A 25,549-nucleotide genomic window follows, 5' to 3' on the forward strand; every position below is an offset into this window, starting at 1 on the left:
TTCGCGTCTTCCGTCTCTCGGTTCACGGCTCCCTGTCCTTGCCGAACAATAGAAAAAGCCCGCCGTCTCTTCTGAATACAAGAGACGACAGGCTTCTTAGGCATGCCGCGGTACCACTCTAGTTGCCCGGACGATGCCGTCCGGACCCGCTTACGCAGTTAACGCCCGGCAAGCATGCCGGTCATTCGCTGCACCCGATGACGGTGGTTAACCGTAACGAGATAGGATCAAGGCCGTTCATCGCGTCGTCCGCTCGGACGTTGCCTCGACATTCTCTCGTTCCGCTCCCAGGCGAGTTCGGACGTCCTTCGTCTGCGTCGCACCATACCGCAGCTCTCTGATCCCGGACTTGCTTCCTACTACTCCTGTTCAACGCGTTGTTCTGCTATATGTGTATGTCTTCGTTCGTTGTTCGTCGCTGCGTCTCTCTCTTACTCATCAACTTGCTCATCATCTGACTCTTTCCATCATCAGCCACTTCACTGCTCGAAGCCGCACGACCGAAAGCCGCCTGAAAAATCAAAAAAGCCTGCCGTCTCTTTATTCAAGAGACGACAGACTGTGAAGTCCGGCGCGGTACCACCCTTGTTGACGATTCTCTCGGATAAGAGCAACCGTCCACCTTAAGCATGACGACCGACTCTAGAAATCGAAGGTCATGCACCCGATCACGGAGGTTAACCGTAAGGACGTACGCGAGTTTCCTTCAGCCTTGGCCTTCGGCCGTTACTGAAACCCGTTCCGCCGCTCCGCTCCCAGGCGAGGTTCAAGCTGCCTTCGACTGCGTTGCACCATCCCGCAGCTCTCTGTTCCCGGCATTTGCTTTACTGCTCCTGTTCGTCGCGTTTCGTTGTGTGAAGTATTGTTGCTTATTATATGCCGACCTTAATCGTCTGTCAATTCAGAATGACAAAAAGTTGAAAATCATTGCGACAACGCATCCCGCCATGCGGCGTTGAACTCGCCGATGCTGCCATAACGCTTCTCCCGGTCAGGGGAGGCAGCCTTCAATGCGACGCGGTACAGCGGCTCGGACGCACGCCATTTGCCGAGGTCACGGCTTCCTTCCTCCGCCAGGAATACGAATGAAGCGGCGCCTAACGCATGGACATTCGTGACATGGTCGATCCGGCTGCCCTTGACGAATTCCTCCGGAGCCATGAAACGGCTCGATCCGAATAACCGATCCATCTCGAGCACGAAGGCGCCTTTCGTATAATGGTCAAAATCGCACAGATGCAATGCTTGCCGTTCAAAATCGTAAATCATGCAGCCGTCGTACAAATCGACCGCTACATAGCCTAGGCGCTCCAAGTAGACATGCACGTCGTACAAAACCGTCAGCGCAGCGATAATTGCGCGGATCGGCAGCTGTCTGAACCGAAAATGCGGGGAATCCGGATGATTTCGGCCTGCTTGACCCGGGAACGCCGGCGTACCCAGCACTTCGCCGTCCACCCACTCATAGACGAGCGCCAATCCCATGGAAGGCTGGAACGAATGGAGCAGCTTGGGAATGCGGGGATGCTGCACGTCTTGATGAAAAGCAACGGCATTACGCAGGAAAGCGACAGCTTCCGGGCACTCCGCATGCTTCACGAACCAGTTGCGCCCCGCTGCTTCTACGCTGTATGAAATGCAACCGGAATCTTGCTGGTCGAACACCTTGAAGACGTTCCCGATTCGAGCCAAGTAAGCAGCGATATCCTCATCCACCTGCTGAACCGTTAGGAGCGGAAAGTCATTTGCGTGCATGCGCGGTCTCCTTTGTTCTTGGAATAGGTCATTTTCATGCCGGCCGGCATCCCTTACTTTAGCCAAAAAATGACTGTTCGCCTAGACTTATAATTTCGGGGATGATACACTATTATTATGAGGAGCCTGGTAGGGGCATCTCTGTTTGCTAACACCCAGTTCGACCCCTCTCAATGACATTCAAGACACCCGTTGCGGTGTCTTTTTTATTGCCGGCGTATATGAAAAACGGGACGGAGCAGATCGTGATCTGCTCCGTCCCGTTGCTATTTCCTTACTCCCCGCGGCTAACGGCTTGCACGCGTCCAAGCTCGGGAATCCGAATCTCGGCCTTCGCCGCATCCGCGTCCTGCATCGCATCCACGAACGATTGCGGATCCGCCGTATTCTCGGCAAACATTCCGAAGTGCATCGGAATGGCCATGCCTGCGCCGGATCGCACCGTCAGCGCTGCCGCTTCCTGCGCGCTCATATTGCCCCAGCGGCCGTTGATCGGAAGCGCGATGCAATCCGCCTTCAGCTCGCCGGCGATGCGCAGCAGCTCGTCCGTCAGCTCCGAATCCCCGACATGGTAGACGCGGGTTCCTTCGTAGTCGAGCACGAATCCGACGGCGTCGAATTCGCCGTCGCCCGAGCTGTGCTCGGCGTAGACCGCGCCGATGCGGACGCCGCCGAACGAGATTTCCTCGCCTTGATCGATGCGCACGAAAGCGTTCTCGGGCAATCCCAGCTTCAGGTAATGCTTCTGCACCGATCCCGGTCCGGCCACTTTCATGCCGGCGTGCCGCACCGCGTGAATAACCGACGGCTCGTCGAAATGATCCAGGTGATCATGCGTGATCAGCAGCAAGTCACCTTGCATTTGATCAGGCGAAATCGGCGCCGGGGCCAGACGGGTCAGCCCGTCCTGCTTCTCGACCGTATCGGATAGATACGGATCGATGACGATCGTCGCGCGGCTGCCGAAGCGCCAAGCGAAGCCGCCCTGTCCCAGCCACACCCACGCCGATTCGCGTTCCGATATCGAAGCCGCTTCTAATTGCTGCAGGCAATTGCTCATAGTCGCCCTCCTTCGAACGTTATCTCCAAGACAGATGGCTCGATTCGCCGCCGTCCACAACCAAGGTGGAGCCCGTAATGAACGAGGCGCGATCACTAGCTAGGAACGCGACCGCTTCCCCGATCTCCGAAGCTTCCGCGATGCGGCCGAGAGGAATATTCTTCGCCATCTTGCGCTCCAGTTCTTCCCGCTCCCGCTCGTTCAGCGGAGCCATCAGACGATCCACGTTGCTGTTGCGCGTCATTCCCGGGAGCACCGTGTTGACTCGGATGCCTCGCGATGCGTACTCCAGCGCAATGCTTCTCGACATGGAGACGACGCCGCCCTTGACTGCTGCATAGACGGAGAAGTGCGGCTGCGTCTGCATCGCATGAACGGAAGCGATATTAATGATCGATCCCCGTCCCTGCTCCTTCATGAAGGGAAGCACTTTCTGAATGGCGAGAAAATGTCCTCTCAAATCCGTCGTCAGCACCTTGTCGAAGTCGTCCGCGGTCGTTTTTTCCACCGAATTATGATAATGAGTGCCCACGTTATTGACCAATATATCGACAGTGCCCCATCTGGCAACCGTCTGCTCGACGGCATGGATGATGTCGGATTCCATCGAGACATCCGTTCGGATGAATCGGACGCGATCGCGTTCCTCCGTCATCTCCAGAACGGCCTGATTGCCTATCTCTTCATTCCAGTCGAGCACCGAGACGCGGCAGCCTTCCTTTAACAGGACCTCCGCAATGCCTTTGCCGATTCCGCTCGCCGCTCCGGTCACGATCGCTACTCTATCCTGCATCTGTCCATTCTCCTCAACTGCCGTAATTCTACCAGTCCGCCACCGATCCGTCATCTTCATGGAACCAGCGCGGCGTATCCCAATCGCCGTCGTAGAGCTTGTCCTGAATGGCGTCTTCGTCGACTTCGATGCCAAGTCCCGGAGCCGTCGGAATGTCCACGTAGCCGTCCTTGATCACGAATGGATTCTTCAAGTATCCGTGTCCCAGCTCCGCATGCTCCTGAGAGACGAAGTTCGGTACATTCGCCGACAATTGAATGCTCGCGGCAAGATTGATCGGTCCGAGCGGGTTATGCGGCGCGAAACCGGCATAGTACACCTCGGCCATCGCGGCGATCTTCTTGCCTTCCAGGATGCCGCCGCAATGCGCCAGATCCGGCTGCACGATCGCGGCCGCCTGTTTCTCCAGCACTTCGCGGAACGCCCATTTGGAGAACAGCCGCTCTCCCGTGGCGATCGGAGTCGTCGTCGAGCGGGCGATCGTCACCATCGTATCGACGTTCTCCGGCAGGCACGGCTCCTCGATGAACGCGAGATTGAAGCGCTCCAGCTCCTTGCATAGGCGTACCGCCAGCGCCGGGCTGATCCGGCCGTGGAAGTCGATGCCGAAATCGCAGTCCGGGCCGATCGCGTCGCGGATCGCTTCGACGCGCTCCACTTGCTTATTGACCCAAGCCGGCGTCTCGATGACATGCGCCATCGCCTCGATGCCGGTTTTCATCATTTTGAAGCCTTGCTCTTTCAAACGTTTGGCATTGGCGCTGGATTCTTCCGCAGTCGATCCGCCGATGCCCCGGTACATCTTGATGCGGTCGCGGACGGCGCCGCCGAGCAGCTGATACACCGGCACGCCCAGCGATTTGCCGAGAATGTCCCACATCGCCTGCTCCAGTCCGCTGATGGCGCTCGTCAGAATCGGACCTCCGCGGTAGAACGTTCCGCGGTACATCGCTTGCCACAGATGCTCGATGCGGCGCGGGTCTTGGCCGATCAGATGCGGCTCAAGCTCCTTGATCGCCATTTCGACCGTGCGCGACCGTCCTTCGACAATCGCCTCTCCCCAGCCGACGATGCCTTCGTCGGTCGACATTTTCAGAAACGTGAAGCGGGGCTTCAAATGGAACAATTCGATTTTGCTGATACGCATGGACAATGTGGCCTCCTTTAGCCTTTGACGCCCGTGAACGAGACGCCTTTCTCAATGTACTTCTGCGATACAATGAAAATGATGAAGAGAGGGATCATGGACAGCAACGAGCTTGCCATGATCATGTTCTGCGAAACATTGCTCTTGCCCTGCATGTCGTTCAACGCAACCGTAAAGGTCCAATACTGGGGCATATTGTTCACGACGAGCGGCCATACGAATTCATTCCAGACCGGAATGAACGTCAGCACCGCAACGGACGTGAATATCGGAATGGACAACGGGATGACGATTTGCGTAAACGTGCGCAGCTCGGAAGCGCCGTCCACTCGCGCCGCCTGCATAAGTTCCTTCGACAATTGGTCGAAAAATCCTTTAAAAAGGAAAATGATGATGCCCCATGCCGTATGCGGCAAAATAATGGCGAATAGGGAATTGACGAGATGCAGATCCTTCATCAACAAGTAAAGCGGCAGCAGCAGCGAGATATCCGGAATCATGATCGTCGCGAGGAAGAACATGATCCAGAAGAACTGCCATTTCTTGCTGCGGATCAAATGGGAGAGCGTATAGCCGGCCAAGCCGCCCAAGACCATTTGAATCAGCACGCTGGACAGCGTGACGATGCCGCTGTTGAGGAAGTATTTGAAAAATCCGAGCGAGCCGGCCGTATCCTTCGCCAGCTTGTTCAGCGAGAGATAGCTGTCGAACATCCGGACCCATGAGGATTTCTCCGTAATCGCCGTCACGTGGCCTTTGACGAATTTGGTCGACCCGTAGAATTCCGAAAACTTCGCGGAGAGCGCCTTGTCGGAAATGCCGGGGGCCGAGCTCTCGGCTTTGCCGTCGTCTCCGTAAAAGCTGAACGAGGACAGCTTCTGTTCCTTGATGAGCGGCAGCTTGATATTCATCATGACATCGTTGAACAGCGTCGAAGGCACGATGATCGGCTGACCGACATGGAACGAAGAGGAGATCGTGCTGGCGCGATACAGCTGCTTGCCGTCTCGAACGCCCGTTATTTTCACTTCTCCGATGTTCTCGCGGATGTTTTTCATCCACGGAAACCAGGTCGCTTTCATCGCGTCCCGCTCGTAATAGAGCGCATCCTGCTCGTCTTGACCGGTGTAATCGATCGTCACTTGAATGGAATGCGGTATGCTTGGCAGCCATTTCGGCGGATAGGATTCGATATCCCGATCCGTCTTCAGCGAGGACGTGATCATCCACAGCAGAGGAATCAAGGCAGCGAGCGTAAAGAAAATCGTCACGACGTACGCCGTAATGGTCAAGGACCGCTGGCCTTTCTCCGCAATGCGATTTTTCATCATATGATTCAATCCTTTTCAGCGGAGATTTTGTTCTGCAAGATCGTAAGCAAGGCAATGACGACGAACATGAACAACGACATGGCGCCCGAGATCCCGAACCTGGACTGCTGGAACGCGGTGTTCACCACGAGCATCGAGACGACGGTCGTGCTGCCAGCGGGACCGCCCTGGGTCATGACGTAGATATTGTCGTAAGCAAGCAATACGCCGGACATGAACGCGACGAACTGAATCACGACGATGAAACGAATATTCGGCAGCAGCATCGTCCACATCCGTTTCCAAGGTCCGGCGCCGTCGATCTTGGCCGCTTCCAATATTTCGGCTGGAACCGACTTGATCGCCGAGTAATACAGCAGCAGCGAGATGCCGTTGCCGGCGAATAACGCCGGAAGCACGATGGCCAGCTTCGTCATATGCAGATCGTTCAGCCACATGTAGGGGCCGAGGCCGAAGAAATGCAGCCAATAGTTCAGCAGGCCGAAATCGGGATTGTACATCCACTTCCATACGAGAATGCCCGCTACGGCCGGCATGATGGTCGGCAATTGATACATGAAGCGGAAGAACGCGTTGCCTTTGCGAATGTCGCTGAGCAGCAGCGCTTGCGCGATGGGAATCCAGAACGTCAGCCCCAAATACAACGCGAAGAAAATAAACGTGTTGGACACGGCCTGCCAGAACGTGGAGGACGTAAGAAATTCCGTATAGTTAGCCAAGCCGACGAAGGAGCCTGGCGGATTGACGACGCTATAGTTAAAGAAGCTGATATAGATCATGTTCAATAACGGGTAATATTTGAACAGCACGTAACAAAGCACGGAAGGAAATAGAAACAGTATGGGCATCCAACGGATGTTTATTTTCCGGATCATGCGGCCTTTTCACCCCGAGAACAGTTGTCGGGATTCCCCGCTCGGAGAATCCCGACAGCTATTATTTTTTAATTTCAGCGTTGTATTTATCGACGACTTCCTTCTGAGCCAGATCCTGCGCGGCTTGCAGCTGCGTTTTCGGATCTGCCTTCTCGTCGAGCAGAACCTTCTGAATCGGCTTCACGACATACGTGCTGAGTCGGGATTTCAAGAAATACTCCAAGTGCGTATTGGCCGTTGCGCTCTGCACGCTCGAAACCAGGTCAGCCGGCAGGCCGTCTACGTACTTCGAGACGTCCACGTCGGTGCGAACCGTAAGCAGATTCGGGAAAATGCCGTTGTCATGGAAATACTGCAGGTTGGCTTCCAGCTGCGGCTGGGAAGAGAAGAACGTCGCGTACGTAAACGCGGCTTGCTGCTTCTCCTTGGACGCTTTCGGATTCAGAATCCAGTAGTTGCCGCCGACTTGCGACGGCGTTACGCTGCCTGACGGTCCGGCCGGAAGCGCGGAGAAGCCGATGTCGTTGATGTCCATGCCTTTGGTAACGAGATTGCCGAACCAGTCGGAAGCCGCGACCATCGATGCCGCATGGCCCGTGTAGAAATCCTTCTGGTTGTCGTCCAAGCTTTGAACGACGTTCTTCTGCGTCGCTTTATACTTGAATTTCAAATCCTTATAATATTGCAGCGCTTTGACCGCGGCATCGGAAGTGAACGTCAGCTTCGCCGAACCGTCCGCCTGCTTCTCGGTCAGATCGCCGCCTGCTTGCCATACGTAATACTCGAAGAACCAGTCTGCCCAGTCCATGCCGAGCATCGCGTAGCCGTACGTTCCTTTGGCGGGATCCGTCAGCTTCTGCGCCGCGGCCCCGAACGAATCCCAATCCTTGAGGGCGGTATTCGGATCGATGCCCGCATCCGCGAACAGCTTCTTGTTGTACATCAGGCCGGTTACGTACATGCTGCTCGGAACGCCGTAGATTTTGCCGTCGACCGTAGCTGCGTTGAGCGAGGATGGCAGGAATTTATCCTTTTCCGGGTAGGAGTTCCACAGATCGGTAATATCCGCCGTAATGCCTTGCGCGATGTAGGATTCCATGTCCGGGTAAGCGTTCAAGACCACGTCCGGCTGTTCGCCGCCCGCGACGGCCGTCATGAATTGCTCGCGTCCTTTTTCTTTCGCCGGCTCGAAGTGCGTCACTTTGATATGCGGGTATTGCGCGTCGAACTCGGCAAACTGCTGTTCCTTGAGCGCTTTGTCCGCGTCGTCTGCATGCGGTTTATCCCACACGACGATGCTGACGTCGGCTTCGGGATCGCCTGCGTTCGCGTTGCCCGCATTCGTGCCCGTATTTGTTCCCTTATTAGCGGATCCGGTATCGTTCGCGGAATTTCCGTTCGTGGAAGCATTGTTATTGCTTCCGCAAGCGGTTGCCGTCAATGCAGTAGCGACGAGCAAGGCGATGGCTGCGGTTTGTTTCGTTTTATTCTTCAACCTGAGTTCCCCCTAATAAAGATCTGCTTGCTAGTTTTATTGTAGGGGAGCCCCCCTGACCTTTTAAGCGAATATCTTAATCGCCGACTATGAAATTCTTAATGTGAAAATCTTAAGATCGCCATCCTTACGATGGAATTCCGAAATTAGCGCTTGGAAGAACACGCATTCCGCGGAATCTTGTGATCGGCCTTCCGTCGCGCGATCGCGATCTCGCTCCTTTTGCCGAGCACGCAGCGTGAAGGATGTCGGAAGCCTAACGGTTGCCAGCGTTGCTAATCCGCGAAAAATACGGTTTTAAAAGCGCTAACGGTTATGACTGGCTTTATTGAGAGCCCGGTAGGCGGTTTGCGCGGAAAAGCATCGCATTAAGCTTGCTGGCAACCTTTAGACATTTAAAATAGCCATTTTGAGCAGATTAGCCACGCGCACAACCGTTAGCTTTTAGGCGGTTAGGTTTTAGCGGTTGGCTTTGGTGATTGGCGGTTTGCTTTTAATGTTTGGTGTTTGGTGTTTGGTGTTTGGTGTTTGGTGTTTGGCTTTTGGCTTTTGGCTTTTGGCTTTTGGCTTTTGGCTTTTGGCTTTTGGCTTTTGGCATTTGGCATTTGGCTGTTGGCTGTTGGCTTTTACTTTTGCTTTTAGGCTATGCGGTGCGGTCAGGCTGCACACGAAATTCTGCGGATGAATCGTTTACGTTGTCTCGCGAGCCCGAAATTGCTTCGGCGTTTCCCCGTGATATTTGCGGAACACGCTGCCGAAGTAGGCCGCGTCCTCGAAGCCGACCCTCTCTCCGATCTGATGGACCTTCAAATCCGTGTCTCGAAGCAGGGCAGCGGCCTTCTTCATCCGTACCGAGGTCAGATAATCGATGAAGCTCTCGCCGTATTTCTCCTTGAAACGCTTGGAGAAGTAATTCGGATGAATGTAGAAACGATCGGCGATCGACTGGAGCGACAGCTGCTCGGCGTAATGCGCATCGATATACAGCCGCACCGCCTCCACGAATTCCTTGCCCGCCAATTCGTCGCTCTTGGAGAGAAGCCCGACGATGTTGCTTGCGAGACGGTTCATCCGTTCCGAAATTTCCTGCCAGTCCGCGACCTGCTGCAGCCAATGCAGCAGATCGTCCATTTCGCCGATCGTCCATTCCGAATCCTTCGCGTTGTCCATCAGAAATTTGTTGAACAACAGAAACAGATCGACGCAGAACCACTCGGCCTGCACGTAGACGGAATTCGGGTCCTGCACGATGGCGCCCAGCCGCCGCTCCACCCAGCGGTGAATCTTGTCCGTCTCCCATCGTCTCAGCCAATCCTCCAGCATTTTGCCATCCTCGTTGCCGATGATCGACCTGCGATTGACTGCTTGCGGCATGGCGCCGTTCGATTGATAGATCCGGTTATTGCCATGCAAAATCGCGTTGCGGGTCAGCTGCTTGGCTTCGCGATAACATTCTTGAATCCGCTGCAGACCGTCAACGAACGAACCGAGTCCGATCGTGAGACCCAGCTTCAAGTATTTGCGGATGCCGTAAGAAATCTCCTCCAGCGCCACCAAGACGGAGGACTTGTCCGGTTCGGATGTAATGCCCAGCACGTAAACAAGCTCGTAACGGTGCAAGGAATGATGGACGAGCACGCCTTGAATGCCTCCTGACTGGAAACGCTCGGTCATAATGTTCTTGACGGCGAACCACAGCAAATCCTCCTCCTCGGCGGAGAAGGAGTAATGCGGCAGGCTGAAGGGCTCCAGAAGAAATACGGCAGCCGTAAAGTAGGCGCATTTCTGAGCCAATTCCTGAAGATCCGTATCGGGAATCGCGGCGTCGCCCGCCTGCAGAAACTGGGTCAACGCTTGCTGACGCACGGTCTCGCGGCTCGTCTGTTCAAAGGACTTCAGCTCCGAATATATTTTCGCCTGATGGTTCTTGGCTTCCTTGCTTTCGATCAGCCCGGACAGCGCTTCGTACAGCTCGTCGTCGTCCACGGGCTTCAGCAGATAGTTGGTAACCCCATGGCGCATCGCCTGCTTGGCATATTCGAAATCGTCGTAGCCGCTCAGAATGATGAACTCCGTCCGCGGTTCGACCTCGATGACGCGCTGGATAAATTCCAGTCCGTTCATTTCGGGCATCTGAATGTCCGTGACGACGATATCGGGCGCGGCCGAGCGAATCAGCTCGAGTCCGGCAATGCCGTCTCCGGCTTCCCCGGCGAGCGTGACCGGCAGGCCGGTTTGACGAATTTTATGTATAATCCCTTGACGAATAATCGGTTCGTCATCCACTACGATGATTTTCAACGTTCCGTTCCTCCTTGAGGCAGGGTTTGATGAATCGTAAGGGTAAAGGCGGTGCCGTACTCCTCGCTGCTTTCGAATTCGATTCCGTAGTTCTCGCCATAGAGCAGTTGAATGCGGTGCTGGACATTCGTCAGGCCAATGGAGGAACGTTCCTCGACGGGCTCTCCGTTCGCGGCGATCTGCTCCAGCAGCATGCGCAGCCACTCCTGCTTGGCGGCATCGATCGGCAAACCGTTATTCCATACCCGGATTTGGACGCTGCCGCCGTCGCCCTTCATCGCTTCGACCCGGACGGTTCCCCCTTTGATGCTGCGGCTGATACCGTGCTGAATGCTGTTCTCCACGAGCGGCTGAAAGAGCAGCTTCGGAATCAGGACGGATTCCAGGCCCGGCTCCAGATAGATCGAATAGTCGAACCGGGTATCGAAACGAATTTTCTGAATGGACAAGTAGAGCCGGATTTGCTGCATCTCGGCATCCAGCGTGGAAATATCCTGGCCGCTGATATTGTAACGGAACATTTTGGCCAAGGATCGGCTGATATAGGACACGCGGGTATCGCCGTCAATGGCGGAGAGGCTGTCGATAATGCCGAGCGTGTTATAGAGAAAATGCGGGTTGATCTGCGACTGCAGCGCCTTGATCTCCGCGTTCTTCTTCACGAGCTCCGTCTCGTACACCTTCATGATCAACCGATTGATCTCCCGGGCCATCCGGTTAAAGGAAGCGCTGAGATAACCGACCTCGTCCTCGCTGCGAACGGGCAAGCTGACCGCATAATTGCCGACTTCGATCGCTTTCATCCCCTTGCTCAGCTCCTTGAGCGGCGTAATGGTGCGCGACGAGAACAAGCTTGCCAGCAGCAGGGAGACGAACAGGCTGATCAAGCCGAAGATCGCCGTTCGCTTGGTGAAATCGTTGACGGGCTTGATGAGCTGCTTCACCGGCGTCTTGGACACCAACAGCCAATCGGTTCCGCTCAGTTGTTGGTACACCGCCAGCGACTTGCCGGACTTGTCGCCGGTGTAGTAATGGCCGCTTACGGGCGCTCGCCGGACACGAGACAAATCCTCGGTATCCATCAGAACTTTTCCTCGCTCTGCCGGATCAAGAGAATGCACGATGGTGCCGTCATGGACTTGAACGATATACATACGATTGGTGTGATCGCCTTCCACGTCCTCCAACCAGCGCTGGAGCGAATCGTACGAGATGTCGAACATCATGACGCCGATCACGTCTCCCGGGGAAGTCAGCGTTATTTTGCGAACCGCTTGCACGAACGTCAACGTTCCCACGGTCTGCTTCGAGCTGATGTGATACGTGACGGACGGCACCCAATTGCCTCTGCCGTTGCTCTCGATCGCGAGATCGGCCAAGCGTGCCCGCTCTTCGGGGGGCGCATCCATCACGGAGTTGCCCGCCCTCATGGAGAAGCCGTTCAACCGGCTCACCACGACCGAGGACAAGATCGGATTATCGGTAATAAAATTGGCGAATTTACCCGTATACGTGCTCAGTGCGTCGGGATCGCTCCCCATGTTCAAAACAAACTTCTGAAACTCGGGATCCCCGAAATAGTTCCACGCAAAGCTGCGCACGTTACTCAGATAAGCGCCAAGCGTGGCGGCGGATTGCTGGGTCAGCTGCTCCCGCGACTCGACCGACTGACGCTTCAGGTCCGCAGCGGTATGGGAGTAGAAATCCGCTACGAGCACGGAAATCGTAATGACGCTGATCAGGAAAAAGGAAAGCAGCATCTTCCGATACATGGAACGCCGAAAGTAGCGAATGAATGAGAAAGCCTTGGCAAACACGTTCAAATAATCCCCTTCCGCACGTCAAATAAATACATTCTTATTATCATACTTGTTTTTTCGACAATTAACAGTCCGATTGATATTGAATTAAAATGCTGAAGAACAATGAATTTAAGAAAAATATGGAAATAAACATAGACATATGTCATTACCGTTCAGCAAATACACAAAATAAAAACGGGATGGAGCAGGTTTAGCACCTGTTCCATCCCGTTTGCAATTGGACAACCCGATTATTCAACCGACCATTCTTCCAGCGACAGCCCCGGCTCCGCCTTCATGTCGAGCAGCGTAAACTCGCCGCGCGTCCACTTCAGATGCGCCGCGGCGCCGATCATCGCGGCATTGTCGGTGCAGAGCCGAAGCGGCGGAATGAGCAGCGGAATGCCCGCCTCGGCGCAGCGTGCCGTCAGCTCCGCGCGCAAGCCGCCGTTGGCAGCGACGCCGCCGCAGAGCAGCAGCTGCTTGACGCCGAATTCGCGGGCGGCGCGAAGTGCCTTGGTCGTCAGCACGTCGATGACGGAAGCTTGGAACCCGCGGGCCAAGGCGGCCTGGCGGATCGTCTCGCCTTTCATCGCGGCGGTGTTGATGCTGGCAAGCACGGCGGATTTCAAGCCGCTGAAGCTGAAATCGTACGAATCCGGCTCCAGCCAGGCGCGCGGCAGCAGAATCTCTTCTTCCGCCTCCTGCGCCAACCGGTCGATATGCGGCCCGCCGGGATACGGAAAATGCAGCGTCCGCGCCACTTTGTCGTACGCTTCGCCGACGGCGTCGTCGCGCGTGCGCCCGATGATGCGGAATTTGCCTTCGCTCTCGAGCAGCACCAGCTCCGTATGCCCGCCGGATGCAACAAGCGCCAGGCACGGGTAGATCATCTCGTGCACAAGTTCGTTAGCGTAAATATGGCCGGCGATATGATGCGTGCCGATGAGCGGCAGGCCTAATGCCATCGCCAGGCCTTTGGCAGCGACGATGCCGACGAGCAGCGCGCCGACGAGTCCCGGACCCTGCGTCACCGCGATTGCGGAGAGGTCGCGGAAGGTAACGCCGGCCTCGGCCATCGCCTGCTCCATGATGATCGTGATGGATTCCACGTGCTTGCGCGACGCGATCTCCGGCACGACGCCGCCGAATCTGCGATGCGTTTCGATTTGGCTGGAAATGACGTTGGATAAGATCTCCTTGCCGCCGCGGATGACGGCGACCGAGGTTTCGTCGCAGCTCGTTTCTACGGCGAGGATGAGTTCGTTTGTTGCGTTTGTTGCGTTTGTTGCGTTTGTTGCGTCTGTTGCGCTGGTCGCGCTAGTTGCGTTCATCGTCATACGAATACTCCACTTCAATGGACTCCGGCAGCTCTGCCCACATGATGAGGGCATCCTCCATATTGTCCGAATAATAGCCGGGCCGAATGCCGGATGGCTCGAAGCCCAGCTTGGCGTACAGCCGCTTCGCGACCTCGTTGCTGACGCGCACTTCCAGCGTCATGCGGCGCGCGCCGAACAGAAGCGCCGTTCGCTGCAGCTCCGTCATGAGCCGTTCGCCGAGACCCTGCCCGCGGTATGCTTCGCGCACGGCCACGTTCGTCACATGCGCCTCGTCCATGATCGTCCACATGCCGGCATAGCCGATCACGGCGTCCTCGTAATCCATGACCATGTATCGGGCAAAATGATTGTTCGTCAGCTCGTTCACGAACGCTTCCTCCGTCCAAGGCGTCGGGAAGCATTCCTGCTCGATGGCGACGATCGTCGGCACGTCGTCCATCGTCATGGCACGAAATACGAGTCGGTTCTGATTAATGGGCGTCATCGGAAACAGCTCCTTCCGCTGCGGCTTGCTTCGCCGTTCTCTCCTGCAGCTTCACTTCGGCTTCCGTCAGCTGCGTGTAATTCGGGGTAAACGCGTGCACGTCATCGCTCTCGCCAGCTGCAAGTCTGGCTGCGCCAAGCGCGGCAACGGCTCGTCCTTCCAGCCATACAGGCAGCTTGCGGACATGAATGCCCGGGCAGACGGTCTGCAGCCGATCGGCTTCCGCCTCATGCAGCGCCAGTTCGCCGGCTATCCAGATGGCGGCCGGGCGCAGCGCGGCATCGGCAGACTCGACGGCAGCCGCCAGCTCGTCCACCCAATCATACATCAGGCGAATGCCGTCCTTGGCCAGCCGCTTCCAAGCTCTGCCGCTTGCACCAGTCCCGGTCTCGAAGGAAGCCGTATACACCTGGCCTCTTCTTGCATCCATAATGGGAACGATCCAGACCGGTCCCGTTGGGTTCTGAACCGTATCGGCAGGCTGGCTGTTCGATTGCTGCGAAGCCGAGTTTGTCGTTGCCGGCATGCCGGCAGCTGCCGAATCGACACCGCCGCCGCTTTCGCGATTGTCCTGCTGCCATGCGCCGTACGCCAACGCCTCCAAGCTGGACACGCCGACCAGCGGCTTGTTCCAGACCCACGCTAACGTTTTGCCGAGCGAGACCGCGATTCGCATGCCGGTATAAGAGCCCGGCCCCCGGCCAATGGCGATGCCGTCCAGCTCCTCCGGCTTCACGCCGCATTCCGCCAGCATCGTCTGTACCGTCGATACCGTATGCACGGAATGATTGCGTTCCGCGAGAGACAACACTTCCTGCAGCACCTCGCCGCCGCGCGTCAGCGCGGCCGCCAGAGCGGCCGTCGACGTATCCACCGCAAGCACGAGCAGCCCCTCCGGACCGCCCTCCGTTGTATGTTCACCCATGTGCTACTTAGCTCCCATTCCCTGTAATTGCCGGCACCACGCCGCATAAGGCTCGCCGATGCCGGTAATCGTAATCCGGCGCGATTCCCCGCCCGTATGCGCGAGATACATCTGCAGCCGGTCCGGCGGCAGCAGCGCCTCGATCAGACTCGCCCATTCCACGATGGTCACGCCATCGCCGAAGAAGTAGTCGTCGAGGCCCAGCTCGTCCGCTTCCGGCTCCGACAGCCGGTAGACATCCATATGATAGAGCGGCAGCCGCGCGCCCTTATATTCTTTAATAATCGTAAACGTCGGACTGTTCACCACGCCCGGCACGCCGATTCCCTTGGCAAACGCCTGCGAGAACCGCGTCTTGCCGGCTCCGAGGTCGCCGTCCAGCGCCAGCACCGTTCCCGGCGCGGCCCAGCCGGCCAGCGTCTCCGCGAGACGAACCGTATCCGACTCGTCCGCCGCGTCCCATATAATTTCGAAGGTCTCGCTCATTCCTTAACGCTCCTACCCGCCAAAATGATTATATCCGCGCTTCGCGAGCGGCTCGCGCCGATGCGATGACGCGCTGCCGCGCCTGTCCGTTCCGCGGTCGTCTCCGTGATCGCGGATCAGCTCTACTGCGGCGGCGCCTTCCTCGACCGCGCCGATGATGTACATCGGCAGGCCGGCTGCTTCCAGCTCGGCCTTGGCCGCGTCCGCGTCTTCGGATGCGATGGTGCCGAGCAGCACGTAGTCTTCGCCGCCGTAGAGGATCCACGACAGCGGATCCTCGCCGCAGCGGTGCGCGTAAGCGGTCAGGCTGCCGCTCCTCGGCAGCCTCGACTCGCGGAGCGCGAGCAAGGCGCCCGAAGCCTCGGCGATTTCCCAGGCTTCGCTGGCGAGTCCGTCGCTGACGTCATTCAGCGACGTGACCGTGCCGCGCGCGGCCAGCAGCGCCGCCGCGCGCACGGACGGCGCCGGCCGGCGGTGCGCCTGCACCAGCGCCGCCGTGCCGGCCGCCTCGGCCGCGGCCAGCGGCACGGGCCGCGGCTGCGCCCCCGGCGGCGGCGAAGCCTCGCCGCCGTCCGGCCCGCTAGGCGCGGCCCCGCCCGCCGCTGCCGCGGCGAGCAAAAAATGCAGACCGGCCGCGGCCATCCCCGCAGCGCCGGTCACGAACACGGCGTCGCCGGGCCGCGCCCCCGCCCGGCGGACCGCCGCCCCGGCCGCGACGGTGCCCGTAACCGTCACGGCGACGACCAAGTGCACCGGCGACGAAGTCGTGTCGCCGCCAATGACCGCCACGCCATAATGGGCGGCGCAGGCGTAAAGCCCGTCATAGAGCCGGCGCACGCGCTCCGGCCCCCAAGCCTTCGGCACGCTGATCGCGACCAGCGCGTGCCGGGGCGTGCCTCCCATCGCCGCGATATCGCTTACGTTCGCGGCCAAAGCCTTCCAGCCGACGTCTTCCTCCGCCATCGTCGCGTCGTTGAAGTGCACGGTCTCCACCATCGTGTCGACCGCGAGCAGCCACTCCAGCTCGCCTCGCTCCCCCGGAGGAGTGCCAACGACCGCGGCATCGTCGCCGATACCGAGCACGACGCCTTGCGACGCGAGCAGCGAATGGCTCTGCCTGCTGTCCGTCCAGTGGCGGATTCGCGCAAATTCGTCCAGACTACCACCCTCCATCGGCACAGATACCGCAACCGTCTAATTGACCTTATTATATCGGTCCGTCCGCGGAGCCGCAACAAAAGGAGGCAGGACCTCGCCTCCGACGGGCGGTCCTGCCTCCTTGATAGACAACTGTTCGCGTCCTGCTTGCCGTGTTTGGCAATGTTTCTGCCGAGCCGCGCGCTCTGCTCCGCGCCGTTAGTGAATATCCCGCTTCTTGAAGCGTCCGCCCTTCACGTCGTGGATGTTGCCGACCGCCAGGAAGGCGCTCGGGTCCAGCTCCTGGACGATGGACTTCATCTTGGCTTCTTCCAGACGCGTGATGACGCAGAAGATGACCCGCTTCACGCCGCCGGAGAAGGCACCTTCACCGTGCAAATACGTGACGCCGCGGCCGAGGCGGCTCATGATGGCGTCGCCGATTTCCTTCGCTTCTTCGCTGATGATCCAGACCGACTTCGACTGATCGAAGCCCTCCAGCGTAATGTCGATCATTTTGAACGCAATGTAGTAGGCAATGAGCGAGTACATCGCGCTGTCCCAAGAGAAGACGAAGCCCGCGCTGCCGAGAATGAACAGATTGAAGAACATGACGATCTCGCCAACGGAGAACGGCGACTTCTTCGTGATCAGAATCGCGATGATTTCCGTTCCGTCGAGCGAGCCGCCGAACCGAATGACGAGACCTACCCCGATACCGAGGATAACCCCGCCGATGACAGGCGCCAAGAATGGACTGTACGTCAGCGCCTTCACCGGGTGCAGCAGCGTCGTGCCGACGGACATGACCGTAACGCCGTAGAGCGTGGAAAGCGCGAACGTTTTACCGATTTGCTTGTACCCGATAATGAGGAAAGGCACATTGAGTAAGAATAGAAAGACTCCGAGAGGCAATCCCGAAACGTGGGCTATAATGATGGAGATACCGACAATGCCGCCGTCAATAATGTTGTTCGGCACGAGAAAAATTTCCAGAGCTACCGATACAAGCGCCGCACCAATCGTAATAAATACGATTCGCCGCAGCAATTCAAGCTTTGTAATCTTATAATGCTGTTTCGCCATATCTTCTCCCCCTTGCGATGGATAGTGAAAAATCCACCTTCTTCCTCCATTATACCTTGTTTTCGCTCAAATTCAAAATGAAAAGCAGAATTATCACGCAATTGAATACGTTTTAATCGATCTATCTTCGAATATCGCATGTTTGATTTACCGTTTCACCTTAGTAAAGCTACCAAGTCACTTGGAATTCAAGAACAACAACAGCGGCCACCGCCGCCGTGCTCCCCGCCCGCCACGACAAAAAGCGGACACCCTCTCGGATGTCCGCTTTTTGTCGTATATTTTCAAACGCTTGGATGCTGTTTCTCACGTGTACTTGATGATATTCGCCACGATAATGAATACCGCGCCGATGACCAGCCACATCAGCATGAGCGGCCAGAAGAACTTCACCCATCGCTGATACGAGATGCCGGATACCGCCAAACTTCCCATCAAGGCCGAGGATGTCGGCAGAATCATGTTCGAGATGCCGTCGCCCAATTGGAACGCGAGCACGGAGGTTTGCCGGGTAACGCCGAGCAGGTCGGAGAGCGGCGACATGATCGGCATCGTCGTAACGGCCATGCCCGAGCCGGACGTAATGAATACGTTCATGACGTTCTGGAACAAATACATGCCGAGCACCTGTACCGAGGAAGGCAGATCGCCGACGAGGATGGCAAGCCCGTTCACGATGCTGTCGATGACGTTGCCTTGGTCGAGCACGACCATGATGCCGCGCGCAAGGCCGATAATGAACGCCCCGTACGCGATCCCCTTGATGCCGACGACGAACTCGTTGGCGATGCGGCTCGGACCCAGTCCTCCGCTGAAACCGGCCAGGATGCCCATGGCAAGGAACAGCGAAGCCAGCTCTTCCATCCACCAATCTTTCTTCGACACGCCCCATACCACGAGCACGAAGCCCGCCGCCACGACGGCAATGGTCAGCACATGCTTGAACCGAAGTGCCGGCAGCTTGCTCAGATCGAGCTTCTCGCTCGCCGCAGCCTGCTCCAATTCTTGCACCAGCCCCTGCTTCGGATCCTTCCGCACTCGGCCCGCATATCGCACCAAATAGAGGCTCGTGACGGTGACGAGGCAGATCAGCAAAATCACGCGCAGCCATGCGCCGGAGAACAAGGGAACATCCGCGATCGCCTGCGCGAGACCGACGTTGAACGGATTCAGAATACCCGCGGTAAATCCGCATGAAGCGCCGAGGGATATCATCGCCGTCCCCGTCAAGGCGTCGAAACCGAGCGCGCGGGCAATCGCGATCCCGATCGGGACGAACACCATGACTTCCGTGGACATGCCCATCGTAAAGCCGCCGACCGAGAAGAGCACGATGAAGATCGGAATTACCCATCGTCCCTTATCCGCGAACGCCCTTGCGACCCGCGAGGTTACCGCCTCAATCGTGCCGGTAGCCGAAATCACTTGGAAAGCGCCCCCGACGATGAAGATGAAGAACACGACATCCGCCGAAGACACCAAGCCGTCGACGATCGCTTTGGGCAAATGCAGCAAGTTTACGGGAGACGCATCCACGTGGTGGTACGATCCCGGCACGACCAGCGTCTTGCCGCTCGCGGCATCGTCGGCCCGGTCAAATTCTCCGGACGGGATGACATACGTGAGCGCGGCCGCGATGATAATCAGCATAATCAATAATACATACGTATGAGGCATCTTGATCCATTTCGCGATTCCCGCCGGTTTGGCCGCGGCATTCGCGGCATTATGGTTTGCCGTGCTAGCCATGGGCTCCGCCTCCATCCTGATTATCCTTAATTTGCTTCCATTGCTCGAATTCGTCCCTGACCTGGCGCAGCGCCGCTTCGTCGGCGATGAGATCGTAGGCGGTCAAGGCAAGCGCTTTGGCTGCCAGATTCAGCTCGACCATGCCTTCTTCCGAGCCGGCCAATCGCGCGAATTCCGGCGTATGCGTCCGCGCGTCGCCAAGACGGATGTACGGATGGATCGCAGCCGTCACCTGGCTGACGTTGCCGATATCCGAAGAACCGACGCCGCCCTGCTGAGGCGGATCAACGACGTCGACGCCCATTCGCTCCAGATTGCTTCGGAACAATCCGGCCATCGCCCGGTTGCTGTTGCGCTCCGCGTAGATGAGCCCTTCCGCGATGTCCACGGACGCGCCGACGCCTTCCGCGGCGCAGCGTACGGCCCGATAGACCTTCTCTCTCACCGTTTCAAGCTCCCCGACGGTCGAGGCGCGCAGGATGAATACCGCTTCGCACAGCTCCGGCACGACGTTCGGCGCGTCGCCGCCCTTGGTGATGATGCCGTGAACGCGCACGTCGTCTTTCATGAACTGGCGCAGCGAATTGATCGCCACAAACGCGTTGATCATCGCATCCAGCGCGCTGATGCCGTTCTCCGGCGCGGATGAAGCGTGCGCCTGCCGTCCATGGAAGGTGAAGGTCGCGTCCACGCAGGCGAGCGCGCCGCGAAGCACCATGGTCTTGTTCTGGGGATGACACAACATCGCGGCGTCGATCTTATCGAATACGCCATGCTCGCACATGATGATTTTGCCGCCGCCCTCTTCCTCGGCCGGCGTGCCGAGCACGACGATCGTGCCCGGCAGGTCCGCGCATGCTTCCTTAAGCGCCAGCGCCGCGCCGACGGCCGACGTGCCGATCAAATTGTGGCCGCAGGCATGTCCGATGCTCGGGAGCGCATCATATTCCGCGAGCAGCGCGATGGCAGGGCCTCCGCTCCGTCCTTCCCATGTCGCCCGGAACGAGGTCGGCAGCCCCGCGATCCCCGTCTCCACGTTGAAGCCCGCTTCGCGCAGCGGCTCGATCAACCATTGCTGCGCCTGGCGCTCGTGAAAGCTCAGCTCCGGATTCGCGTGAATTTGCGTTGCGATCCGGCGAAGCTGTCCGTCCCGCGCGTCCACGGCTTCCTCGATCCGCCGTTTATCATCCTGATTCAAATGCGTCTCATTCAAGGATTTCCCCACCTGTCTATGTCCATGTAGAATTGCCCAGCGGCCCGCAGGCTTTGCCGGGAGGTTGAATATTTATTCATCTTTACGAATATTTTATCCAGCACGCCGAAAGATGTACAATTCATAGTTTTTTGGCGCGGCCTTAAATTTTTTTTGCCTGCTTTCTTCATATCGCGCGTCTTCGCAATCGAACGGCAGGCATAGAAAAAGCACGCTGCCGCCGGCAACGTGCTAAAATCCCCTGCTATTCAGCAGCTTTTCAATCCAAGCCCACCTGCGGCAGCTTTCTCTACTTCCTGAAGCGCTGCGCCTCGGCAAAGCGCTTCAATCAACACGTTTCGAATCGTGTTCGGCTTTCATAAACGCGACGAATCGGTCGACGATCGCCAATTCCAGAGACGCCTCACGATAGAGCATCCAGGTGTTGCGCCGGATGGCGTCCCCGTTCTTCCGAATAAGCTCGACGGTGTGCAGCTCGTCCCTGGACGACACGAACACGCCGGGAACGATGGCATACCCGAGTCCTTGCTTGACCATTTCCTTGCAGGTTTCGTACGTGTCGACCCGCATCGTAATCGAGGGCGGCGCGCCGAAGCGTTCATGCCACCAGGCTTGGATCGTATCGCTGAAGGGCGATTTGGATGGGCTGTTCGATTTGATCGCCGGTTCTTTATAGAGGATATGCGGCAGCTCGGGAAGGCGGCCGAGATCGATCGGCTCCTTGGAAACGATATAAATCGGCTCGTCATGCAGCAGCTCCCGGGCATCGAACCACGGATACTCGCCGCGGATGACGCCGACGTCGATCTCTTCTTGATGCAGCGAATCCAGGATTTCCGGGCTCAGCGCGGAAGTGACGCTGATCTGCACGTCCGGATACAGGTCTTTGAATTTGCGCAGCAGCGGCGGCAGCTTGTACAAGCCGAAATAGCTGGCCACGCCGAGCCGCAGCGTCCCCCGCAGCTCGTTCTTCATGCCCGTAATGTAATGTTTCATTTTATTCAGCTCGACGAGCGTTTTCTTCGCGTAGCCAACCAGATAGACGCCTTCCGGCGTCAGCCGGATGCCTTTGGAAGCCTTGTCGATAATGCGCACGCCCAGTTCCTTCTCCAGCTGCTGGATGCGATACGACAGCGCGGGCTGGGTGATGAACAAGCGCTCCGCCGCTCGGGTCAAGCTTTGCTCTTCCGCCAGATACTGCAGCATGATGCAATCTTTCTCGTTCAAAGCTCCCACTCCTTCGGCAGCCGGCAGGCTCGGCGGTACGTTTTGTTGCCATTGTACTAGGTTTGGACTGCGGCGTCGAATGGCGCCTGCGCATGTGCTCCCGGGGACAACGGCACGGCACAAAAAAGGAAGAGCCCAGGCGCCTGAGCAGCCCGAGCTCTTCCCGAGGCCTTGCAGCCTCCCCGCTTAAATTCCCGCATGACTTCAGAACGTGCTTAGAATTGGGTGAATACGTAATGCACCAGGAAGTACAGTAGCCCGAAGAAAATGATAATGTAGGCTGCATACTTGATAAAGGTCGACGCAACCAAGCTGGAATCCGACTTCCGTTCAATGTGACGTTCCTCGACGTCGATATCGCGATGTGTCATTCCATCCACGCTCCTCTTTCTTGCGAATGAACTGCTGTTAGGACTCTTTTACCCCGCAGCATCCGATGTCAATCAGCCTAACCTCCCATGTTTGTCATTTCATTCCTGCGCTTGTTTGCGGCCAGCCCGTCCTTCCTTGCCACGCCATGCCAAATAGGCGGCCTCCGATGATTCGGAAGCCGCCTATTGCGGTTGAACAGCCGCGTTATGGCATCAAGTCGTCGATAAACCCTTAACGAACGCGTGCTCGATCAAATGGTTCAGCCCGACATCCTTGCCGGACCATTGGCCGTGAAGCATGTCGACCGCCATTCTGCCCATCTCGATCTCATCCTGCCGAATATGGGTAAAGGCATGCTTGTCGAACGGATCGGGCGGCGAGTCGAAACAAACGATCTCGACGTCTTCCGGAATCCGCTTATTCATGCCGGTCAGCACCTCTCGAAGCACCAGCGCCAGGTTGTATTCGGCGGCGACGAATGCCGTCAACTCGGGATTGAGCTCGACAAATTCACGGACTCTCTCGATGTCCGTCTGAATATTGGCCTGATCGGAGGAGCAAGGCAGCGAGCTGTGCAGATTCGCCATCATATGCTGCGGCTTGAAGGTGATCCCGTTCCGCATCAGCGTCTCGGAGAAGCCGGCGATCCTTTCCTCGATTGAGGACGTGTTGTCCGAAGGTACCGATATGAAGCCGATCTCCTTATGTCCGCGTTCCAGCAAATGCATGGTCAAATCGGACACGGACTTCTGGTTATCCGTGTAGACCGAGCATGCGGCAATGCCCTTCAGGTAACGATCGACGAGGACAAGCGGGAATTTGTCCAGCACGAGCCGAAGCAGCGCCGTATTGTAATGCTCGCCATGCACGGGGAAGATGATGAATCCGTCCACGCCCAGATCGATGAACGACTGGATGGCGGACTCTTCGACCTCGCGGCTGTCGTAGGTCAGCTTCATCAGCATCCGGCAATTCGTCTCGGAGCAGCGCTCTTCGACGCCGTGAATCAGCCGCGATCCGTAGGACTCGGCGAACTCGGGAAGAATCAGCCCGACCAGCTTTACGGACTCCGCCTGGGTAACCGTTCCGGTATCCGCAAGATTCTCATATAGCACAGTTTCTTCCTTACCGGGCAGGACTTCCGACACATAGGAGCCTTTGCCTCTGATCCGTTCGACCAGCCTATGCTGGGCCAGCGTCTCGAGCGCCTTCTTGGTCGTAATCCGGCTGACGTTGAACTGATCCGCCAATTCATTCTCCGAAGGCAGGCGGTCGCCGCTCTTAAGTTCGCCGTCTTTTATTTTCTGAAACAGATGATTGTAAATTTGCTCGTACAGAGGCGCCTTCATGTGTGATCATCCTTTGAGAATCATGTTATACCAACTATACATAATAAGTTTACTGATTTCAACGTTAATTTTCACGACGTACAAAATTGAATTTCTTACATTTCCTCGTGTAAACAACTACAATAACGCGCCGGACGAACATTCTTCTTGCATGTAAGGATGAATTGAATCGTCTTTGTTCTATTTAGTTGGTATATCAATATAAAAAATATGTTGACATCATAATTTTCCAAATGATATGCTCGCTCACGTAACCAATTCGCAATACGATGCATCACGATCAACTGTTAAGGAGTGGGACGATGTACGAAACTGTCTACCGCAAAATCGAGGCGATCTCTTCTTCGCTGAAGGAAATCGACCCTCATCTAGCGGATGTATTCCGAAATTGCTACCCGAACACGTTGCAAACGACGGTGGAGCTGCTCGATGACGGCACATCCTTCGTCATTACAGGAGATATTCCGGCGATGTGGCTGCGGGATTCGTCGGCGCAAATCCGTCCCTATATGGAGATGGCGAATGAGGATGCCGATCTTCGCCGGCTCATCCGAGGCGTGATTCATCGGCAAGCGAAGTTCTTGCTTCTGGACAACTATGCAAACGCATTCAACAAAGAAGCGAACGGTCAAGGACATACCGGAGACCTGCCGCCGAAGGGGCCCGGCGTATGGGAACGCAAGTACGAGCTGGATTCGCTCTGCTACCCCGTTCAGCTGTGCGCGCACTACTGGCGGACGACCGGAGATCGTTCGGTGTTTAACGAAGACGTTCACCAGATGTTCAGGCAGATCGTCGCCACGATGCTCATCGAGCAGCAGCATGACCAGCAATCCGGCTATGCGTTCCAACGGTTTCAATGCCCACCGTCGGATACGCTGCCTTTCGACGGCAAAGGAACGCGGACGAATTTTACCGGCATGGTCTGGTCGGGATTCCGGCCGAGCGACGACGCCTGCAAATACGGCTATCTCATTCCGGCGAACATGTTTGCCGTCGTAATCCTGCGCGACCTCGGGCAGCTGGCTCTCGAGATGTACAACGATACCGCCTTAAAAGAAAGCGCTATCAATTTGGCGGCGGAGATTGAATTCGGCATCGAGACCTACGGCAAAGTGCAGCATCCCGAATTCGGGACGATCTATGCGTACGAGACGGACGGATACGGCAATTACAATCTGATGGACGATGCCAACGTGCCGAGCCTGCTCTCCATTCCTTATCTCGGCTATCGTCCGGCAGATGATCCCGTATACCGCAATACGCGGGCATTCGTGCTGAGTCCAGCCAATCCGAGCTACTACTCGGGCACCTATGGACGCGGAGTCGGCAGTCCTCATACGCCGCCCGGACATATTTGGCCGATCGGACTCATCATGCAGGGGTTGACCTCTGCCGATCCTCAGGAACAAGAGTCGCTGATCCGCACGCTCGCAGCTACGACGGCCGGTACGAACTTCATGCACGAGAGCTTCCATCCGGACGATCCCGGCACGTTTACGCGGGAATGGTTCGCCTGGGCGAACAGCCTGTTCGGCGAATTCATCGCGCGTTGGGTCGGCGGGGTGACTACCGCGGACCTGACCGCAAGCCGCTAGGTCTGATTTTCTAATCTACTC

The 25,549-nt window shown here is 57.0% G+C and carries 22 protein-coding genes and 1 other annotated feature; of the genes, 2 read left to right on the forward strand and 20 right to left on the reverse strand.

The genetic code is table 11. The features are described 5' to 3' along the window. Window positions 1–77: 77 nt before the first annotated feature. Window positions 78–382: a binding site (T-box leader), on the reverse strand. Between the two features lie 542 nt (window positions 383–924). The 7 genes from AC0YNU_RS27215 to AC0YNU_RS27245 form a co-directional block, all read right to left on the reverse strand. Continuing rightward, window positions 925–1,755, reverse strand: a complete 831-nt coding sequence (locus AC0YNU_RS27215) for a protein kinase family protein (RefSeq protein WP_475762151.1) — start codon at window positions 1,753–1,755, stop codon at window positions 925–927. A gap of 274 nt (window positions 1,756–2,029) precedes the next feature. Beyond that, on the reverse strand, window positions 2,030–2,815 hold the full coding sequence (locus AC0YNU_RS27220; RefSeq protein ID WP_475762153.1) for an MBL fold metallo-hydrolase: 786 nt from the start codon (window positions 2,813–2,815) through the stop codon (window positions 2,030–2,032). A 19-nt stretch (window positions 2,816–2,834) separates the two neighbouring features. Further along, window positions 2,835–3,608: an SDR family NAD(P)-dependent oxidoreductase gene (locus AC0YNU_RS27225; protein ID WP_475762155.1), complete on the reverse strand. Its 774-nt coding sequence runs from the start codon at window positions 3,606–3,608 to the stop codon at window positions 2,835–2,837. 28 nt (window positions 3,609–3,636) lie between these two features. Continuing rightward, the gene (gene dgoD / locus AC0YNU_RS27230) at window positions 3,637–4,755 is read right to left on the reverse strand and encodes a galactonate dehydratase (RefSeq protein WP_475762157.1); all 1,119 of its coding nucleotides are present in this window, start codon (window positions 4,753–4,755) and stop codon (window positions 3,637–3,639) included. A gap of 17 nt (window positions 4,756–4,772) precedes the next feature. Then, complete coding sequence (locus AC0YNU_RS27235) at window positions 4,773–6,086, reverse strand: carbohydrate ABC transporter permease (RefSeq protein ID WP_475762159.1); 1,314 nt, start codon at window positions 6,084–6,086, stop codon at window positions 4,773–4,775. A gap of 5 nt (window positions 6,087–6,091) precedes the next feature. After that, the gene (locus AC0YNU_RS27240) at window positions 6,092–6,961 is read right to left on the reverse strand and encodes a carbohydrate ABC transporter permease (RefSeq protein WP_475762161.1); all 870 of its coding nucleotides are present in this window, start codon (window positions 6,959–6,961) and stop codon (window positions 6,092–6,094) included. Window positions 6,962–7,022: 61 nt separating this feature from the next. After that, window positions 7,023–8,456, reverse strand: a complete 1,434-nt coding sequence (locus AC0YNU_RS27245; protein ID WP_475762163.1) for an extracellular solute-binding protein — start codon at window positions 8,454–8,456, stop codon at window positions 7,023–7,025. Between the two features lie 466 nt (window positions 8,457–8,922). On the opposite strand from AC0YNU_RS27245, the gene AC0YNU_RS27250 reads away from it, so the two are divergent. Next, window positions 8,923–9,141: a hypothetical protein gene (locus AC0YNU_RS27250; protein WP_475762165.1), complete on the forward strand. Its 219-nt coding sequence runs from the start codon at window positions 8,923–8,925 to the stop codon at window positions 9,139–9,141. A 5-nt stretch (window positions 9,142–9,146) separates the two neighbouring features. Here AC0YNU_RS27250 and AC0YNU_RS27255 read toward each other — a convergent pair whose 3' ends face one another. The 13 genes from AC0YNU_RS27255 to AC0YNU_RS27315 form a co-directional block, all read right to left on the reverse strand. Next, on the reverse strand, window positions 9,147–10,757 hold the full coding sequence (locus AC0YNU_RS27255) for a response regulator (protein ID WP_475762167.1): 1,611 nt from the start codon (window positions 10,755–10,757) through the stop codon (window positions 9,147–9,149). Further along, window positions 10,754–12,574 carry a cache domain-containing sensor histidine kinase gene (locus tag AC0YNU_RS27260; protein WP_475762169.1) on the reverse strand — a complete coding sequence of 607 codons (1,821 nt, stop codon included), beginning with the start codon at window positions 12,572–12,574 and terminating at the stop codon, window positions 10,754–10,756. The genes AC0YNU_RS27255 and AC0YNU_RS27260 overlap by 4 nt, the downstream gene beginning before the upstream one ends. A 236-nt stretch (window positions 12,575–12,810) precedes the next feature. Continuing rightward, entirely contained in the window at window positions 12,811–13,899 is a 1,089-nt protein-coding gene (gene tsaD / locus AC0YNU_RS27265) for a tRNA (adenosine(37)-N6)-threonylcarbamoyltransferase complex transferase subunit TsaD (RefSeq protein WP_475762171.1), read from the reverse strand. Continuing rightward, the gene (rimI, locus tag AC0YNU_RS27270; RefSeq protein WP_475762173.1) at window positions 13,880–14,386 is read right to left on the reverse strand and encodes a ribosomal protein S18-alanine N-acetyltransferase; all 507 of its coding nucleotides are present in this window, start codon (window positions 14,384–14,386) and stop codon (window positions 13,880–13,882) included. The genes tsaD and rimI overlap by 20 nt, the downstream gene beginning before the upstream one ends. Further along, entirely contained in the window at window positions 14,373–15,311 is a 939-nt protein-coding gene (gene tsaB / locus AC0YNU_RS27275) for a tRNA (adenosine(37)-N6)-threonylcarbamoyltransferase complex dimerization subunit type 1 TsaB (protein ID WP_475762175.1), read from the reverse strand. Before tsaB ends, rimI begins: the two co-directional genes overlap by 14 nt. Window positions 15,312–15,314: 3 nt before the next feature. Continuing rightward, complete coding sequence (tsaE, locus tag AC0YNU_RS27280; protein ID WP_475762177.1) at window positions 15,315–15,797, reverse strand: tRNA (adenosine(37)-N6)-threonylcarbamoyltransferase complex ATPase subunit type 1 TsaE; 483 nt, start codon at window positions 15,795–15,797, stop codon at window positions 15,315–15,317. A gap of 12 nt (window positions 15,798–15,809) precedes the next feature. Further along, entirely contained in the window at window positions 15,810–16,970 is a 1,161-nt protein-coding gene (gene thiL / locus AC0YNU_RS27285) for a thiamine-phosphate kinase (protein WP_475762316.1), read from the reverse strand. 183 nt (window positions 16,971–17,153) lie between these two features. Then, the gene (locus AC0YNU_RS27290) at window positions 17,154–18,020 is read right to left on the reverse strand and encodes a YitT family protein (RefSeq protein ID WP_475762179.1); all 867 of its coding nucleotides are present in this window, start codon (window positions 18,018–18,020) and stop codon (window positions 17,154–17,156) included. A 306-nt stretch (window positions 18,021–18,326) separates the two neighbouring features. Continuing rightward, window positions 18,327–19,769, reverse strand: coding sequence for a YfcC family protein (locus AC0YNU_RS27295; RefSeq protein ID WP_475762181.1), 1,443 nt, complete (start codon window positions 19,767–19,769; stop codon window positions 18,327–18,329). After that, window positions 19,762–20,982 (reverse strand): M20 family metallopeptidase, encoded by a 1,221-nt coding sequence (locus AC0YNU_RS27300; protein ID WP_475762183.1) that lies wholly within the window; start codon window positions 20,980–20,982, stop codon window positions 19,762–19,764. Before AC0YNU_RS27300 ends, AC0YNU_RS27295 begins: the two co-directional genes overlap by 8 nt. A 324-nt stretch (window positions 20,983–21,306) precedes the next feature. Then, the gene (locus AC0YNU_RS27305) at window positions 21,307–22,209 is read right to left on the reverse strand and encodes a LysR family transcriptional regulator (protein WP_475762185.1); all 903 of its coding nucleotides are present in this window, start codon (window positions 22,207–22,209) and stop codon (window positions 21,307–21,309) included. 215 nt (window positions 22,210–22,424) lie between these two features. Beyond that, window positions 22,425–22,580 (reverse strand): hypothetical protein, encoded by a 156-nt coding sequence (locus AC0YNU_RS27310; RefSeq protein ID WP_475762187.1) that lies wholly within the window; start codon window positions 22,578–22,580, stop codon window positions 22,425–22,427. A 213-nt stretch (window positions 22,581–22,793) separates the two neighbouring features. Then, the gene (locus tag AC0YNU_RS27315) at window positions 22,794–23,930 is read right to left on the reverse strand and encodes a GntR family transcriptional regulator (protein WP_475762189.1); all 1,137 of its coding nucleotides are present in this window, start codon (window positions 23,928–23,930) and stop codon (window positions 22,794–22,796) included. Window positions 23,931–24,232: 302 nt separating this feature from the next. Between AC0YNU_RS27315 and AC0YNU_RS27320 the strand changes: the two genes are divergently transcribed. After that, on the forward strand, window positions 24,233–25,528 hold the full coding sequence (locus AC0YNU_RS27320) for a glycoside hydrolase family 125 protein (protein ID WP_475762191.1): 1,296 nt from the start codon (window positions 24,233–24,235) through the stop codon (window positions 25,526–25,528). The last annotated feature ends 21 nt before the right edge of the window (window positions 25,529–25,549 follow it).

Source organism: Paenibacillus sp. J31P316, from assembly GCF_056269105.1.

What these genes read in the sequence shown, in the direction of transcription:
- tsaB (WP_475762175.1), bottom strand. Translation starts at nt 15,311, where the DNA reads ATGGGTGAACATACAACGGAGGGCGGTCCGGAGGGGCTGCTCGTGCTT.
- AC0YNU_RS27240 (WP_475762161.1), bottom strand. Translation starts at nt 6,961, where the DNA reads ATGATCCGGAAAATAAACATCCGTTGGATGCCCATACTGTTTCTATTT.
- AC0YNU_RS27290 (WP_475762179.1), bottom strand. Translation starts at nt 18,020, where the DNA reads ATGGCGAAACAGCATTATAAGATTACAAAGCTTGAATTGCTGCGGCGA.
- thiL (WP_475762316.1), bottom strand. Translation starts at nt 16,970, where the DNA reads ATGGAGGGTGGTAGTCTGGACGAATTTGCGCGAATCCGCCACTGGACG.
- AC0YNU_RS27215 (WP_475762151.1), bottom strand. Translation starts at nt 1,755, where the DNA reads ATGCACGCAAATGACTTTCCGCTCCTAACGGTTCAGCAGGTGGATGAG.
- dgoD (WP_475762157.1), bottom strand. Translation starts at nt 4,755, where the DNA reads ATGCGTATCAGCAAAATCGAATTGTTCCATTTGAAGCCCCGCTTCACG.
- rimI (WP_475762173.1), bottom strand. Translation starts at nt 14,386, where the DNA reads ATGACGCCCATTAATCAGAACCGACTCGTATTTCGTGCCATGACGATG.
- tsaD (WP_475762171.1), bottom strand. Translation starts at nt 13,899, where the DNA reads ATGACGATGAACGCAACTAGCGCGACCAGCGCAACAGACGCAACAAAC.
- AC0YNU_RS27220 (WP_475762153.1), bottom strand. Translation starts at nt 2,815, where the DNA reads ATGAGCAATTGCCTGCAGCAATTAGAAGCGGCTTCGATATCGGAACGC.
- AC0YNU_RS27320 (WP_475762191.1), top strand. Translation starts at nt 24,233, where the DNA reads ATGTACGAAACTGTCTACCGCAAAATCGAGGCGATCTCTTCTTCGCTG.
- AC0YNU_RS27225 (WP_475762155.1), bottom strand. Translation starts at nt 3,608, where the DNA reads ATGCAGGATAGAGTAGCGATCGTGACCGGAGCGGCGAGCGGAATCGGC.
- AC0YNU_RS27315 (WP_475762189.1), bottom strand. Translation starts at nt 23,930, where the DNA reads ATGAAGGCGCCTCTGTACGAGCAAATTTACAATCATCTGTTTCAGAAA.
- AC0YNU_RS27235 (WP_475762159.1), bottom strand. Translation starts at nt 6,086, where the DNA reads ATGATGAAAAATCGCATTGCGGAGAAAGGCCAGCGGTCCTTGACCATT.
- AC0YNU_RS27310 (WP_475762187.1), bottom strand. Translation starts at nt 22,580, where the DNA reads ATGACACATCGCGATATCGACGTCGAGGAACGTCACATTGAACGGAAG.
- tsaE (WP_475762177.1), bottom strand. Translation starts at nt 15,797, where the DNA reads ATGAGCGAGACCTTCGAAATTATATGGGACGCGGCGGACGAGTCGGAT.
- AC0YNU_RS27295 (WP_475762181.1), bottom strand. Translation starts at nt 19,769, where the DNA reads ATGGCTAGCACGGCAAACCATAATGCCGCGAATGCCGCGGCCAAACCG.